This is a genomic window from Actinomyces sp. Marseille-P3109, from assembly GCF_900323545.1.
Taxonomy (GTDB): domain Bacteria; phylum Actinomycetota; class Actinomycetes; order Actinomycetales; family Actinomycetaceae; genus Actinomyces.
Window position 1 is genome coordinate 2,556,716 of the sequence record NZ_OOHN01000008.1, and the last position, 14,129, is coordinate 2,570,844.

The window sequence follows — 14,129 nt, forward strand, 5'->3', positions numbered from 1 at the left end:
CGAAAGCGCCGGCACCCCCGACGCACTCGCCTCGGACAACACCCCACCTACCAGGAGGAAGCCATGAAGATCACCATCATCGGAGGAACCGGCATGGTCGGCTCGGCCACCGTCACCGAGGCCGCCGGTCGTGGGCACGAGGTCGTCTCCGCCTCCCGTTCGGGCCGTCACGCCGAGGGCGCCGTGCAGGACGTCAGCCTCACCCTGACCGACACGCAGGCCGTCGTCGACCTCGTCAACAGCTCCGACGCCACCGTCATCGCCGTCTCCGCAGGCTGCGGAGAGCCCGCCCAGCCCGTCATCGACGCCCACCGCGCCCTCATCGCGGCCACCCCCACCGGCCGGCTCATCGTCGTCGGCGGCGCTGGCTCCCTGCTCACCCCCGACGGTACCCGCCTGGTGGACACCCCCGGCTTCCCTGAGGAGTACAAGGCCGAGGCCCAGGCCTTCGCCGAGATCCTTGACCTCTACCGCGAGGCCGGCAGCGCTCTGACCTGGACCCTGCTCTCCCCCGCGCCCGCATTCACCGACAAGCCGCGCACCGGCAGCTACGTCGAGGGCACTGACCAGCCCGTGGGCAGCGAGATCTCCGTGGCCAACTTCGCCGTCGCCCTGGTGGACGAGGCCGAGAAGGACGGCCACCGAGGCCGGCGCTGGACTATCGCCAACGCCTGAGCCCGCGGTCACCCACAGCACCCCCACCAAGCCGGGCCGGTTCCATGCAGCCGGCCCGGCTTGGCTCGTGCGCCCCGGTCGTTGCAGGCTTGACCCATGACTGCCATCGCCCTGACCATCGCCGGCTCCGAGGCCTCGGGCGGCGCCGGCGCCCAGACCGACCTCAAGACCTTCCACACCCTCGGCGTCTACGGCTGCACGGCCCTGACCTGCATCGTGTCCATGGACCCCAAGGACGGCTGGAACCACCGCTTCGTCCCGGTCGACCCGGCCGTCATCGCCGACCAGATCGAGACCTGCGCCGCCGTCCACTCCCGCGTCGATGCCGTCAAGATCGGCATGCTGGGCACGGCCCCCACCATCGACGTCGTGGAGCAGGCGCTGGAGAGCTACAGCTTCCCCACCGTGGTGCTCGACCCGGTCCTCATCTGCAAGGGCCAGGAGTTCGAAGGCGCCCTCGAGGTGGACAACGCCCTGCGCTCCAAGATCCTGCCGCGCGCCACGATGACCACCCCGAACCTCTTCGAGGCGGCCACCCTGGCGGGCATGGAGGAGATCACGACGGTCGAGCAGCTCAAGGACGCCGCCAAGCGCATCCACGACCAGGGCGTCCCCAACGTCCTGGCCAAGGCCGGCCCGTCGCTGGGCACCGGCACCGCGCTGGACGTCTTCTACGACGGCACCACCTTGGAGGTCCTCGAGGTCGAGGCCGTGGGCACCGAGCGCGTCCACGGCGCCGGCTGCACCCTGGCGGCCGCGGTCACCGCGGAGCTCGCCAAGGGCGCCGGCCCGCTTGAGGCCGCCGTCACCGCCAAGGAGGTCGTCTCCTCATCCATCAGGCACGGGCTGCGCGGCAACATGCCCTTCCTCTACGTCTACCAGGGCGAGTATCAGCCGGCCTGAGCGAACCGGGGCGCACACACGTTCCAGTAGATAGATCATCTAGTAACTAGGTAGTCTATGAACTGTGAACGCCTCGACAGCCCGCCTCCTGCGCGGATTCCTGGAACCCTGCCTGCTCTCGCTGCTGGCCGAGCAGGCCGACTACGGCCTGTCCCTGGCTCAGCGGCTCGCCACCGCCGGCCTGGACGAGGTTCCCGGCGGCACGCTCTACCCAGCCCTCATGCGACTGGAGAAGCGCGGCCTCGTCGCCGTCTCCTGGCGCCCCTCCACCTCCGGCCCCGCCCGCAAGTACTACGAGCTGACCGACGCCGGACGCACCGAGCTCGCCGCACGCCAGGCTGAGTGGCGAACCTTCTCCACGGCGGTCGGCGGTCTCATCGAGGGTCGGATCGCCCAGGCGGAGGCCCCCTCGTGAGCCGATCCGAGGAAGCCGGCGGCCCGACGCCGAACGCGACAGCCGACTGGTACCGAGGCTTCCAGGCGGAGCTCGCCACTCGCGGCCTGCCGGCCTCCGAGGTCGTGCGCACCGTCGCCTCGACCCGCGCCGAGGCGGAGGCGGCCGGCCTACCACCCGGAGATCTGTACGGCCCGGCGGTCCTCTACGCCCGGGAAGTCGCCTCCGCCCTACGGGACTATCAGGCAACGGCGTCCGTCCCGGCCGGGCTCGCTACCGGCAACATCGACGACGTCGGTGCGGCCGGCCTCACCGACGTCGTCGATCGGGACGACCCAGTCGATACCGTCAGGCGGGAACCAGCCTCAGCCGCCACCCCGATCAGCACAGCTCAGTCCAAGGGGCCCGTCGTGCTGCACCTGACGAACATATCCGCGCGTCTCGGTCGCCGCACGGTTCTGTCGGGCATCAACCTCACCGTCCACCGGGGCGAGGTCGTCGCCGTCGTCGGAGCCAACGGCGCCGGCAAGTCGACCCTGCTTCAGGTCTGCGCGGGCCTGCTGTGCGCGAGCGGCGGGAGCATCGAGAGGACGCCGCACTTCGGCTACGCGCCCCAGCTCGACTCCCTGGCACCGCTGCTGACGGTCGATGAGCACCTTCGACTCTTCGGGGCGGCGCGCGGCATGCGGCGGGGCCGCTCCATCTCAACGGGTCACCGGCTCCTGACCCGCCTGGGCTGGACCGCCCGCGGGGACCAGACCGCCGGAACGCTCTCCGGAGGAACCCAGCAGAAGCTCAACGTCGCCCTCGCCCAGCTCGACGCGCCCGATCTGCTCCTGCTGGACGAGCCCTACCAGGGCTTGGACACCCTGGCCTACGAGGACCTGTGGGCCCTCATCTCCTCGTGGCGCGCCTCAGGCGCGGGCGTCCTGCTCGTCACCCACCTGCTGCGCGACGTCGACCTCGTCGACCGCGTCGTCGAGCTGCCGGCCCCTCGGGACAGCGCCCGCCGGACGCCCCCATGGACACCACACCTGCCTCAGCGGAAGGAGCCCGCATGAGCACCCCACCTCCTCACCCACCCGCTTCACTGGCCACGCCGTCCCACGACGAGGGCACCAGACTTGGGCCGACGGCGGCGACCACGGCCCTCGTCGCCCTCATCACCCTGCGCGAGCTCGCCCGACGGCGCGGTGCCCTCGCGCTGGCGACCCTCCTGCCGCTGACCTTCTACCTGGTCCGCCTGGAGGTGCACTGGACCGCCATCCGGCTCCTGTCGATCGGCCTGGGGTGGGCGACGGCGACGCTGGCACTGTTCACGCAGGTCTCGTCCCGGTCGGTGGACCGCCGTCTGACCGTGAGCGGGGCGCCGCCCGCTGCGCTGCTCCTGGGCAGATACCTCGCCGTTCTTGGCCTGGGGTGGACCATCGGGCTGCTCTACACCGGGCTCGTGCTGGCCACGATCGGCGACGAGCTGACCCGCCCGGGCGCGGTGCCGGTCATGCTGCTGCTGACGGCCACCGTCGCCACTCCCCTGGGCTCGCTGGCGGCCGCCCTGGTTCCACGGGACCTGGAGGGTGCGCTCCTGCTGCTGTCGGTCATGGCGGTCCAGGTCCTCGTCGACCCCTCTGAGGGCTGGACCCGCGTCCTGCCGCTGTGGTCGACCCGGGAGCTCGCCAGCGTCGTCGTGGAGAGCCTGGGGCCGGACGCCGGCGCCTATCTGCACCGGGGGCTGGCTCACGGGGCAGGAACGGCCCTCCTGCTGACGGCGGCGAGCTGGGCCGTGGGCGCGCTGCGCCTGCGCACGGTCAGCCTCCCGGCTCCCGACGGCGCCCGACCGGCCTACTCGTAGGCGGGCTCGGGGGTGACGTCGCGCGCCATGTTGGCGAAGCGCGACACATGCCCTTGGAAGGCCACCGGGATGGTGCGGGTCTGCCCGTTGCGGTGCTTGGCCACGATGATGTCGGCCTCGCCGGGGCGCTCCTCGTTGTTGTAGTACTCCGGGCGGTGCAGCAGGATGATGATGTCGGCATCCTGCTCCAGGGAGCCGGACTCGCGCAGGTCGCTCATCTGGGGCTTGTTGCCGGTGCGCTGCTCGGGACCGCGGTTGAGCTGGGCGACGGCGATGACCGGGATCTCCAGCTCCTTGGCCAGCAGCTTGAGGGACCGGGAGAACTCGGAGACCTCCTGCTGGCGCGACTCGACCCGCTTTCCCGAGCTCATGAGCTGGAGGTAGTCGATGACCATGAGCCCCAGGTTGTGCTGCTGCTTCATGCGCAGCGCCTTGGAGCGGATCTCCGGCATCGTGAGGTTGGGCGAGTCGTCGATGAACAGGGGCGCGTTGGAGACGGGGTTGTAGGCCACGGCGACGTCGGTCCAGTCCCGGTCCTCCATCTGGCGCGAGCCGCGCAGCTTGTTCATGTCCACGCTGGACTCGGCGGCCAGGATGCGCATCATGAGCTCCATGCGCCCCATCTCCAGGGAGAAGTAGCAGCTGGTGATGCCGTGGTGGATGGAGGCCGAGCGGCAGAAGTCGACGGCGAGCGTGGACTTACCCATGGCGGGGCGCGCGGCCACGATGATCATCTGGCCGGGGTGGAGCCCGCCGGTGAGCTCGTCGAGCTCGATGAAGTCGGTGGGCACACCGGTCAGCGCCCCGTTGTCGCGGTTCTGGGCGGCCTCAATCTCAAGGTTGGCTTCACCCAGGAGCTCGGAGACGGCGACGTAGTCCTCCTTCTCGCCGTCGTGGTGGGCCACCGAGTAGACCTCGGCCTCGGCCAGGGTGACGAGCTCGGCGATGTCCCCGGCGTCGGTGGAGTACCCGAGCTGGGTGATGCGGGTGCCGGCCTGGACCAGGCCGCGCATGAGCGCCTTGTCCTTGACGATGCGTGCGTAGTAGCCGGCGTTGGCTGCGGTGGGGACGGTGGCCATGAGGGAGGCCAGGTAGGGGGCGCCGCCGATGCGCTCGAGCTCGCCGCGCCGGGAGAGCTCGTCGGCCACGATGAGCGGGTCGGCGGGCTCGGAGCGGTTGTAGACCTCGACGATGGCGTCGAAGATCGACTCGTGGGCCGAGCGGTAGAACTCCGGGCCGCGCAGGACGTCGATGACGTCGGTGATGGCCTCCTTGCTCAGCAGCATGCCGCCCAGCGTGGCCATCTCGGCCTCGAGGTCCTGGGGCGGGAGGCGGTCGAAGGCGGAGCTGTCGGTGCGGACGCTTCCGCCGCCGGCGCCGTCTGAGCCGGCCTGTCCGCCCATGCCGTTGTCCATCCCGGCCACCTTCCGCACTGTCACGCCGGTTGGCACCGGCCCGTCCTACCGCTCCCGACGACGTCGTCCCCCGCCAGGAAGACGCTCGCCCGCATGAAGCGCGCGCGTGACCATAACGCCATCGGGGAGGCCTCGCAAACTCTCAAGTTCGCCGATGCTGGGGATATCCGCACCCCTCCTGTGGGAAGACCCCCGAAGCCTGGGGACAGAGGTGGATACGCTGTGGACACAGGTGTGTGCATGTGGTGCGACCGTTCCAACGGTAGACAACTTTTCGTTGATATAACAGCGATTCACGAGTTCAGACTTCCTATAGGTACTTCCCACGACATCACAATGTGATCTGTGGACAAGTGGGTAAACCTGTGGACAAACGTCACGTTCGACTTGAGGTCCACGCCGTTTGTGGTTCTCCTACAGGGTGGTCCGCGCCAGTTATCCCCAGACCCCGTCATCTCAGTCAGACACCGGCCCCATCAGGCATATCTTCAGCAACTATTCAGCCTTCCAGTACTTTCCTTGAGGAGGAATAGTTGTGCGATCCTCCAGGACAATCAGGGGGCTCAGTCGGTTCGGTCGCGTCCACGACCCGTCCCTTTGTCCTCATCCTCATCCTCAACCTGATCCTCAACCTGGCCGTGAGGACGGCCTCAGCACAGGCGTATTCGGTGCTCGATCCCGGCTGTCACGTGCACCGACGCGTGACGGCGGCAGGCGCCACCGAGCAGGCCCCGTGCGGCCTCCACCCCCACGTGCTCGAGCTGCGCCGGAGCCCTGCCGATGCTCTTATGCGGCCCGCCCTGGTCCACAATGGAGGCCGTGCCCGAAGCCAGCAGCCCCGCCTCCCCCGGTCTCAACCGCCAGGTCCTGTCCCTGGCCCTGCCCGCCCTGGGGGCGCTGATCGCCGAACCGCTCTTCGTGCTGGCGGACTCGTCGATGGTTGGCCACCTCGGTGCGGTGAGCCTGGCCGGTCTGTCCCTGGCCTCGACGATCCTGACGACGACGGTGGGCCTGTTCGTCTTCCTGGCCTACGCCACCACGGCCACGACGGCGCGTCTGTTCGGGGCGGGACGGCGCGGGGAGGGGCTGTGCGCCGGCGTCGACGGGATATGGCTGGCGCTCCTGCTGGGTCTGGGGGCGGGGGCCCTCCTGGGGCTGACCGCCCCCTGGCTGACTGAGGCGATGGGCGCCCACGGCCCCGTGGCGCAGGCCGCTGTCGCCTACCTGCGCGCCTCATGCCCGGGGCTGCCGGGCATGTTCGTGGTCCTGGCTGCCACCGGCGTGCTGCGTGGCCTTCTGGACACGCGCACGCCCTTCGTCGTGGCCACCGCCGGGGCGGTCCTCAACGTCGTCGTCAACGCGATCCTGCTGTACGGGGTCGGGATGGGGATTGCGGGCTCCGGCACCGGCACCGCGATCGCGCAGACGGCCATGGCGCTGGCGCTGGCCCTCCCGATCATCCGGGAGGCCCGGGCTGCCGGCGTGAGCCTGCTCCCCCACCGCGCGGGCCTGCGAGCGTCCCTGGGCAGTGGCACGCCGCTGCTCATCCGCTCACTGAGTCTGCGCGTGGCGATCCTGGCGACCGTGTGGGCGGCGACGGCGCTCGGAGAGGTACCCCTGGCCGCCCACCAGGTGGTCAACGCCCTGTGGACCTTTGCGGCCTTCGCCCTGGACGCGCTGGCCGTGGCGGCGCAGGCGCTCATCGGCACCGCCCTGGGGCAGGCGCAGAGAGCCGGTGCCGCTGCCACCAACGCTGAGGCCGGCCTCACGGCCGACACTGCGGCCGACAGCGACACTGATACTCGGACCGCCTCAGCCACGGCGGGCTGGTCCATTGAGGAGCTCCTGCGGCGGATGCTGGTCTGGGGCGCCGGAACCGGCGTGCTCATCGGGATGCTCATGGCAGCGGGCGCTGCCTGGCTGCCGCGCGCCTTCACCTCGGACGCGGGCGTCATCGCGGCCGCAACGCCCACCCTCCTGGTGGCGGCGAGCGCACTGCCGCTGGCCGGGGTCGTCTACCTGCTCGACGGCGTTCTCATGGGTGCCGGCGACGGCCGATACCTGGCGTGGGCGGGTCTGATGACACTGGTGCCCTATGTCCCCCTGGCGCTCCTGGTCGGCAGCGACGCGCTTCCGGCGAGTTCAGGCTCGACGTCGGGGCTCGTCCAGCTGTGGATCGCCTTCGCGTGGGTCTTCATGGCCGCCCGCGGCGCCACCACCTACCTGCGCGCCCGCGGTACCGCCTGGCGCCACTGATGTTCCACCGAGACCGACAGATTTCGCGTACCCCTACGGTTTTTCTGTAGGGGTACGCGAGAAATGCCCGGCTCGACGGGAGCGGCTACGAACACGACGTCGTCGGGCCGGGTACCTCCCGAAAGGAGGCCCGGCCCGACGACGGCAGGATGCCCGGCGCTCAGCGAGCGGGGACGACGTTGACCTCGAGAGGGGCCACGACGTCGGCGTGCAGGCGCACGGAGGCGCTGTGGCGGCCGGTCGACTTGATCGGCGGCACGACCTGGATCTTGCGGCGGTCGACGGCGGGGCCGCCGGCGGCCTTGACGGCGTCGGCCAGGGTCGCGGTGGTCACGGCGCCGAAGAGGCGGCCGTTGTCACCGGCGGTGGCGGAGACGGTGACGACGTTCTCCTGCAGCCAGGCCCGCGCGGTCTGGGCGTGCTCGAGGGACTCGATGGAGCGCTTGCGGCGCGCCTCGGTCATCTGGTCGATCTGGCGCTGGGCGCCCTTGGTCCACGGGGTGGCGAGCTTGCGGGGCAGGAGGTAGTTACGGGCGTAGCCGTCCTTGACCTCCACGACCTCGCCGGCGGAGCCGAGGTGGGAGACGTCGTGCGTGAGGATGAGCTTGGTGGTCATTGCGCGTGCCTCCGATCAGCGAGCCGAGCTCGAGTAGGGCAGCAGAGCCATCTCGCGGGCGTTCTTCACGGCCTTGGCGATCTTGCGCTGCTCCTGGACGGAGACGCCGGTGACGCGACGGGCGCGGATCTTGCCGCGGTCGGAGATGAACTTCCGCAGCGTGGCGGTGTCCTTGTAGTCGATGGTGCCGACCTTGATGGCCTTGACGGGGCTGACCTTCTTCTTCGGCTTGCGAAGTTGGGGCTTCGCCATGGTGGTACTCCTTGGTCTGAGCGCCTGGGCGCTCTACGAGATGAAAAGTGTGTGGTGAAGGGAACGGGTCGACGTCGTGGCGACCTTTAGAACGGGGGCTCGTCACCGAAGGAGGTGGAGCCGCCCGTGGCCCACGGGTCGTCCGCGGCGCCGCCGGCGGGGGCGTTGTACCCGGACTGGCCCTGGCCGATGCCGCCACCGCCGTTGTAGCCGCCCTGCTGGGGGCCGCCCTGGTTGTATCCGCCCTGACCCTGACCGCCGAAGCCTCCGCCCTGGGGGCCGGCCTGGCCGCCCCCGAAGCCGCCCTGGCCGCCGCCTCGCGGCTGGCGGGTGACCTGGGCCTTGGCGTAGCGCAGGGAGGGGCCGATCTCATCGACCTGCATCTCCACCACCGTGCGGTTCTCACCCTCACGGGTGGTGAAGGAGCGCTGGACCAGGCGGCCCTGGACGATGACGCGCGTGCCCTTGGTCAGCGACTCGGCCACGTTCTCCGCGGCGTCGCGCCAGATCGAGCAGCGCATGAACAGGGTCTCCCCGTCCTTCCACTCGCCGGCCTGGCGGTCGAAGGTTCGCGGCGTGGAGGCGACGGTGAAGGAGGCCACCGCTGCCCCGGAGGGCGTGAAGCGCATCTCGGGGTCCGCGGTGAGGTTCCCGACGATGGTGATGATGGTGTCTCCGGCCATGGCGTTGTCTCCGTTCCCGGTAGAGGCTCAGGCCTCGGGACGCAGCAGCTTGGTGCGCAGAACGGTCTCGTTGAGGCCGAGCTGGCGGTCGAGCTCCTGGGCGATCTCGGGCGTGGTGGTCATGTCCACGACGGCGTAGAAGCCCTCGGACTTCTTCTTGATGTCGTAGGCCAGCCGGCGCTTGCCCCAGATGTCGACCTTGTCCACGGTGCCCCCGTTGCTGGGGACGACCTGCAGCAGCTTCTCGAGCGTCGCGTTGGCGGTGCGCTCGTCCGTCTCGGGGTCGAGGATGATCATGATCTCGTAGTGACGCATGCTTGGTACCCACCTCCTCTGGTCTGTGGCGGTCACGGTCCTTCCGTGACAGGAGGGTGATGCGTGCGGCGCACCATCCGGCGGAAACAGGCTTCACTCCGCCTTCCGCCCGACGACGCAGCCAGATCGCCACATTACCGGACAACCCGTCGGCCCTGGAAGTCGAGACGGTGGGCCGACGACGTGCCATGCAACACGTCGCCGGCCCACCGTCAGGTTCGCGTTCGCGCCGGGAGGCGGGCGTCGGCTGTACCGGATCCTGGCTTAGCCGACACCGCCCTGGGGCTTGACCGCACCCGGTTGCTGCGCGCCACCGCCTTGTCCCTGGCCGCCCTGGCCGCCCTGACCGCCTTGGCCACCTTGGCCGCCCTGACCGCCCTGACCGCCTGGGCGACCAGGATCATTACCTCGGTCCCCGCCGCCTTCACCGCCGCCTGGGCCACCACCAGGTCCTCCGGTTGAGCCGCCTTCACCGCCGCCGATATTGCCTCCGTTCGACGGCTCCGCCGTCGGCTCACCGCCGGGCGACGGCGTGCTTTCGGGCTGCGTCGCCTCGGGTGTGGGCTCGGCGGTGGGGGTCTGAGTCTCCTCGGGCTGGCTGGTGGGGGTCGCGGTGGACTCGTCCTCCGGCTCGGCGGTGGGCTTCGCGGTGTTGCCGCCGCGCGTGGCGGGGATGTCCGCCGGCTCCGGGAACTCCTCGACCTTGAGCCCCTCGTGGGCGACCTTCATGTAGTCGATGAAAATGTCCGCCGGGTAGGTCGAGCCGGTGATCTCCTCGTACTCGCCCCAGGGCGTGATCGACTCCTCCGAGCCGTCGTCACCGGTCTGGTAGAGGGTCACGGCGGTCACCACCTGGGGGGTGAAGCCCACGAACTGGGCGGACTTGTTGTCCGACGACGATCCGGTCTTCGCGGCGACCGGACGGTCCATCTGGGCGGCCACCTTGTCCGCGCTGCCGTTCGCACCGGAGACGACCTGCTGGAGGGCGTAGGTCGTGTCCGCCATGACGTCCTCCTCGAACTCCCGCTTGCCGGCGGTCGGCGCCGTGTAGTGGTCCGAGCCGTCGGGGTTCTTCACGCTGGCCACCATATGGGGATCGCGCTTGACACCCTGCGCGGCGAAGGTCGAGTAGGCCGAGGCGATGTCGATCGTGTGCGGCGAGGCCGATCCCAGGACGTTCTGTATGAGCTCCCGCTCCACATCGGACTCCAGCCCGGCGGTGTTCTTGGGGTAGCCGGCACGGTTGGCCACTTCGGCCGTCGCCTGCGAGTCGACCTGGTTGGACAGGTCCCGGTTGAGCTGGAGGTAGGGCGTGTTGAGCGAGCGCTCCGTGGCCTCGGCCAGGTCCGCCGACTTCAAGGAGACGTTCTTGAAGTTCTGGAACTCGTGCCCCTCGATGGTCATCGGCGAGGCGGCCGAATAGCTGCTGCCCAGGGACCACCCGTTCTCCAACGCGGCCACCAGCGCGAAGGGCTTGAAGGTGGAGCCTGCCTGGGCGATGGCGTCGGTCGAGGTATTGACCTGGCTGGTCAGGTAGTCCTCACCCCCGTAGAGCGCGAGGATGCCCCCCGTCTTGGGGTCGATGGACACCAGCGCCCTGCGCAGGTTCGGCGAGGCGCCCTCGGGCAGGGAGTTCACCGCGTTGACGGCGGCATCCTGGTTCTTCTGGCTGACGGTGGTGACGATCTTGAAGCCGCCGGTGTCGATCTGCTCCGGCGAGAGTCCGGCCTTGCTCTGGAGCTCGGTGCGCACCATCTGGAGCAGGTAGCCCTTGCTCCCGGCGTAGAGCTGATCGGTCTTGGGCGCCTCCGTGGCCGGCATACCCGCCTGCTTGGCCTCGTTGTACTGCTCCTGGGTGATGTAGCCGTCGTCGGCCATGAACTGCAGGACTCGAGCCCAGCGCTCCTGGGCCTTCTCCGGGTTCTCGGCCGGGTCCCAGGCACTGGGGGACGGCAGGATTCCCGCCAGGAGGGCCGCCTCCGACGGGGAGAGGTCCTTGGCGGGCTTGTTGAAGAACGCCTTGGAGGCGGCCTCGATGCCGTAGGCACCCCGACCGAAGTAGACCGTGTTGAGGTAGTCGCCCAGGATGTCCTTCTTGGACTTCTCCCGGTCGATCTTGATGGCCATGATGGCCTGGCGGAACTTGCCGCTGTAAGAGCTCGTGGTATCGACGTAGTAGTTCTTCACGTACTGCTGCGTCAGGGTCGAGGCACCCTGGGTGTCACCTCCGCGCAGGTTGTTCACCAGGGCGCGGGCGATGCCCTTGGGGTCGACGCCGTTGTTGGAGTAGAAGGAGCGGTCCTCCGAGGCCACGACCGAGTTGCCCACGTACTCCGGCAGGGTGGAGTCGTCCACGGACTCACGATTGATCTCGGCGAACTTACCCATCTCCGTCGAGCCGTCGGCGTAGTACACCGTGGTGGTCTGCGCCAGGGCGAACTCGCTGGGGCTGGGGACCTTGATGGTGTTGTAGGCCCACATGAAGGCGCCGATGAGGGCCAGCGTGACCAGCAGGAAGGAGCCCAGGACGAATCGCCAGCTGGGGATCCAGCGATGAATCTTGCCCTTGCCTGCGCGAGGGTAGTTGAAGAAACGGCGCTTGCGCCCCGAGGAGACGCCCTTGGACCGCTCGGCCGAGGGCCTGCGACCCTTTCCGGGTTTCCTGGCCGGCCCCGCGGTCTTGCCCAGAACCTGTCGACCGGCACTGGCCACCTGGGTCAGCTTCTTGCCGACGGGGCGGCTGGGTCCGCCCCCGTTCGTGCCTTCTGCCACGCGCTCCTCGTTTCGGTTGACTGTCATGGAGGTGACTGGGTACCGCGACGGCGCGGGGGATAACGCTCCGGTTGCGGTCTTCGGTCCTATCATGACCGATATTGGTCGAGGACGCCGACTCGGACGAGGGCCGACATCCTGCTGCTTGCCGACGGCGATCGCTGCGGACGAGCCACATCGGGCGTCGGCTGCGGTCCAGTATGAGGGAACAGTGGGGAGTGATGGTAGCGATGCACGCCTGGGAAACAGCCATGATGCTTCTGCTGGGCGTTACCGTAACTCCACCTGATCCGCTCTGACCAGCATGCTCACGCGCCTTGCGCGCAGGCAGCCGACTGCGGCAGAACCAGAATGTGAGTTCGCGCCCAGAAGGCGACCAGATGCACCGAAAACAGCAGATATCAATCGGGACAATGGTCCTGCGGTACAAGTGAGACACTGGATGTGACACTGACAACGTGTCAGTTCCTCGTCCCTTCACCAGTACGAGGAGCACTGGCTACCGTCCGCTCTGCTCACCGGGGAGATACGCCTTGGACGCCAGCTCAGCCCTCCAGACCCTCAGCATCATCCTCCAAGTCGTCATCATCCTCACCTGCCTCCTCGTCGGGGCGAAGAAGGGCGGCATCGCCCTCGGTCTCATCGCCGGGATCGGCCTGCTGATCCTCGTCTTCGGTTTCCGTCTGGAGCCGGGCGAGGCTCCGGTCGATGTCATCCTCACCATCCTGGCCGTCATCGGCTGCGCGGCCACCCTCCAGCAGTCGGGCGGACTGGATGTCATGATGCAGATGGCCGAGCGCGTGCTGCGTCGACATCCCGAGCAGATCACCATCCTGGGACCGTGCGTCACCTGGTTCCTCACCGTCCTGTGCGGAACCGGCCACGTGGTCTACACGATGCTCCCGATCATCGCGGACATCGCCATCAAGAAGGACATCCGGCCCGAGCGGCCCATGGCCGCCTCCTCGGTCGCCGCCCAGATGGGGATCACCGCCTCACCGGTCTCGGTCGCCACGGTCTCGATGGTCTCCATCATCGCCAAGAACACCGACCGGCACTGGTCGGTCCTCCAGATCCTGGCCGTCTCCATCCCGGCGTCGCTGTGCGGGGTGCTTCTGGCCGCCCTGTGGTCGATGCGCCGCGGCAAGGACCTGGACAAGGACGAGGAGTACCAGAAGCGCCTGGAGGACCCGGAGTTCCGCGCCACCGTCCACTCCAGCTCCGAGACCCTCATCGGCAAGGTGTTCTCGCCCGAGGCCTACCGGGCCACCTGGATCTTCCTGGGGGCCATCGCCGTCGTCGTCGTCCTGGGCGCCTTCGACGTGCTGCGCCCCGAGTTCCCCACGGGCGACGGCGGGAAGATGGAGCACCTGAGCATGAACCTCGTCATCCAGATGGTCATGCTCGCCGCCGGGGCATTCATCCTGCTGACCTGCAAGGTGCAGGCCGGCAAGATCGCCTCCACGGCCGTGTTCAAGGCCGGGGCCACCGCCATGTTCTCCATCTTCGGCGTCGCCTGGATGACCGAGACGGTCGTCCACGCCCACCTGGAGGACCTGGAGCACAGCCTCGCCGGCGTCCTGTCGAACCACGTGTGGATGTACGCCATCGTCCTGTTCCTCATCGGCAAGCTGGTCAACTCCCAGGCGGCGGGGCTGCTCATTGTCGCCCCCATGGCCCTGTCGCTCGGGGTGAGCCCGGTCGTCGTCGTCGGGTTCATCGGCGCCTCTTACGGTTACTTCATCCTGCCCACCTATCCCTCGGACCTGGCGGCGATCGGATTCGACCCCACCGGCACCACCCGCATCGGCAAGTACGTCATCAACCACTCCTTCCTGGTCCCGGGACTCATCGGAGTCATCACCTCCTGCCTAGTGGGCACCGCGCTGTCCCAGTTGCTGCTGTCGTGAAACGGCCGCCCGGCGGACGTGAGCGACCGATGGGCAAGTGCGACGTCGAACACGTCTCTGAGGCCGTCTTCTGGGCAGAACGTAAC

General features: G+C 68.9%; 13 protein-coding genes. 7 read left to right on the top strand and 6 right to left on the bottom strand.

What is annotated here, in order from left to right:
- Nucleotides 1-63: 63 nt before the first annotated feature.
- From BQ8008_RS11085 to BQ8008_RS11105, 5 genes are all read left to right on the top strand, one after another.
- On the top strand, nt 64-675 hold the full coding sequence (locus BQ8008_RS11085; RefSeq protein ID WP_108834039.1) for an NAD(P)-dependent oxidoreductase: 612 nt from the start codon (nt 64-66) through the stop codon (nt 673-675).
- Between the two features lie 96 nt (nt 676-771).
- Entirely contained in the window at nt 772-1,578 is an 807-nt protein-coding gene (locus BQ8008_RS11090) for a hydroxymethylpyrimidine/phosphomethylpyrimidine kinase (RefSeq protein ID WP_108834040.1), read from the top strand.
- 64 nt (nt 1,579-1,642) lie between these two features.
- Entirely contained in the window at nt 1,643-1,993 is a 351-nt protein-coding gene (locus tag BQ8008_RS11095) for a PadR family transcriptional regulator (protein ID WP_108834041.1), read from the top strand.
- The gene (locus tag BQ8008_RS11100) at nt 1,990-3,033 is read left to right on the top strand and encodes an ATP-binding cassette domain-containing protein (protein WP_108834042.1); all 1,044 of its coding nucleotides are present in this window, start codon (nt 1,990-1,992) and stop codon (nt 3,031-3,033) included. The genes BQ8008_RS11095 and BQ8008_RS11100 overlap by 4 nt, the downstream gene beginning before the upstream one ends.
- On the top strand, nt 3,030-3,824 hold the full coding sequence (locus BQ8008_RS11105; protein ID WP_108834043.1) for an ABC transporter permease: 795 nt from the start codon (nt 3,030-3,032) through the stop codon (nt 3,822-3,824). The genes BQ8008_RS11100 and BQ8008_RS11105 overlap by 4 nt, the downstream gene beginning before the upstream one ends.
- On the opposite strand, the gene dnaB is transcribed toward BQ8008_RS11105, so the two are convergent.
- The gene (gene dnaB / locus BQ8008_RS11110; protein ID WP_108834044.1) at nt 3,815-5,239 is read right to left on the bottom strand and encodes a replicative DNA helicase; all 1,425 of its coding nucleotides are present in this window, start codon (nt 5,237-5,239) and stop codon (nt 3,815-3,817) included. The two genes, BQ8008_RS11105 and dnaB, sit on opposite strands and share 10 nt — an antisense overlap.
- An 810-nt stretch (nt 5,240-6,049) precedes the next feature.
- Here dnaB and BQ8008_RS11115 point away from each other — a divergent pair.
- Nucleotides 6,050-7,495 (top strand): MATE family efflux transporter, encoded by a 1,446-nt coding sequence (locus tag BQ8008_RS11115; protein ID WP_108834045.1) that lies wholly within the window; start codon nt 6,050-6,052, stop codon nt 7,493-7,495.
- A 160-nt stretch (nt 7,496-7,655) separates the two neighbouring features.
- Here BQ8008_RS11115 and rplI read toward each other — a convergent pair whose 3' ends face one another.
- The 5 genes from rplI to BQ8008_RS11140 form a co-directional block, all read right to left on the bottom strand.
- On the bottom strand, nt 7,656-8,111 hold the full coding sequence (gene rplI, locus BQ8008_RS11120; RefSeq protein ID WP_009402575.1) for a 50S ribosomal protein L9: 456 nt from the start codon (nt 8,109-8,111) through the stop codon (nt 7,656-7,658).
- 15 nt (nt 8,112-8,126) lie between these two features.
- The gene (gene rpsR, locus BQ8008_RS11125) at nt 8,127-8,363 is read right to left on the bottom strand and encodes a 30S ribosomal protein S18 (RefSeq protein ID WP_003783656.1); all 237 of its coding nucleotides are present in this window, start codon (nt 8,361-8,363) and stop codon (nt 8,127-8,129) included.
- 86 nt (nt 8,364-8,449) lie between these two features.
- Entirely contained in the window at nt 8,450-9,046 is a 597-nt protein-coding gene (locus tag BQ8008_RS11130; protein WP_108834046.1) for a single-stranded DNA-binding protein, read from the bottom strand.
- Between the two features lie 27 nt (nt 9,047-9,073).
- Nucleotides 9,074-9,361 (bottom strand): 30S ribosomal protein S6, encoded by a 288-nt coding sequence (gene rpsF / locus BQ8008_RS11135; RefSeq protein WP_003788455.1) that lies wholly within the window; start codon nt 9,359-9,361, stop codon nt 9,074-9,076.
- Between the two features lie 264 nt (nt 9,362-9,625).
- Entirely contained in the window at nt 9,626-12,160 is a 2,535-nt protein-coding gene (locus tag BQ8008_RS11140; protein ID WP_199907984.1) for a transglycosylase domain-containing protein, read from the bottom strand.
- 506 nt (nt 12,161-12,666) lie between these two features.
- Between BQ8008_RS11140 and BQ8008_RS11145 the strand changes: the two genes are divergently transcribed.
- Nucleotides 12,667-14,043: an anaerobic C4-dicarboxylate transporter gene (locus BQ8008_RS11145; protein ID WP_108834048.1), complete on the top strand. Its 1,377-nt coding sequence runs from the start codon at nt 12,667-12,669 to the stop codon at nt 14,041-14,043.
- Nucleotides 14,044-14,129: the final 86 nt, after the last annotated feature.

What these genes read in the sequence shown, in the direction of transcription:
- BQ8008_RS11085 (WP_108834039.1), top strand. Translation starts at nt 64, where the DNA reads ATGAAGATCACCATCATCGGAGGAACCGGCATGGTCGGCTCGGCCACC.
- BQ8008_RS11090 (WP_108834040.1), top strand. Translation starts at nt 772, where the DNA reads ATGACTGCCATCGCCCTGACCATCGCCGGCTCCGAGGCCTCGGGCGGC.
- BQ8008_RS11105 (WP_108834043.1), top strand. Translation starts at nt 3,030, where the DNA reads ATGAGCACCCCACCTCCTCACCCACCCGCTTCACTGGCCACGCCGTCC.
- dnaB (WP_108834044.1), bottom strand. Translation starts at nt 5,239, where the DNA reads ATGGACAACGGCATGGGCGGACAGGCCGGCTCAGACGGCGCCGGCGGC.
- BQ8008_RS11115 (WP_108834045.1), top strand. Translation starts at nt 6,050, where the DNA reads ATGGAGGCCGTGCCCGAAGCCAGCAGCCCCGCCTCCCCCGGTCTCAAC.
- rplI (WP_009402575.1), bottom strand. Translation starts at nt 8,111, where the DNA reads ATGACCACCAAGCTCATCCTCACGCACGACGTCTCCCACCTCGGCTCC.
- rpsR (WP_003783656.1), bottom strand. Translation starts at nt 8,363, where the DNA reads ATGGCGAAGCCCCAACTTCGCAAGCCGAAGAAGAAGGTCAGCCCCGTC.
- BQ8008_RS11130 (WP_108834046.1), bottom strand. Translation starts at nt 9,046, where the DNA reads ATGGCCGGAGACACCATCATCACCATCGTCGGGAACCTCACCGCGGAC.
- rpsF (WP_003788455.1), bottom strand. Translation starts at nt 9,361, where the DNA reads ATGCGTCACTACGAGATCATGATCATCCTCGACCCCGAGACGGACGAG.
- BQ8008_RS11140 (WP_199907984.1), bottom strand. Translation starts at nt 12,160, where the DNA reads ATGACAGTCAACCGAAACGAGGAGCGCGTGGCAGAAGGCACGAACGGG.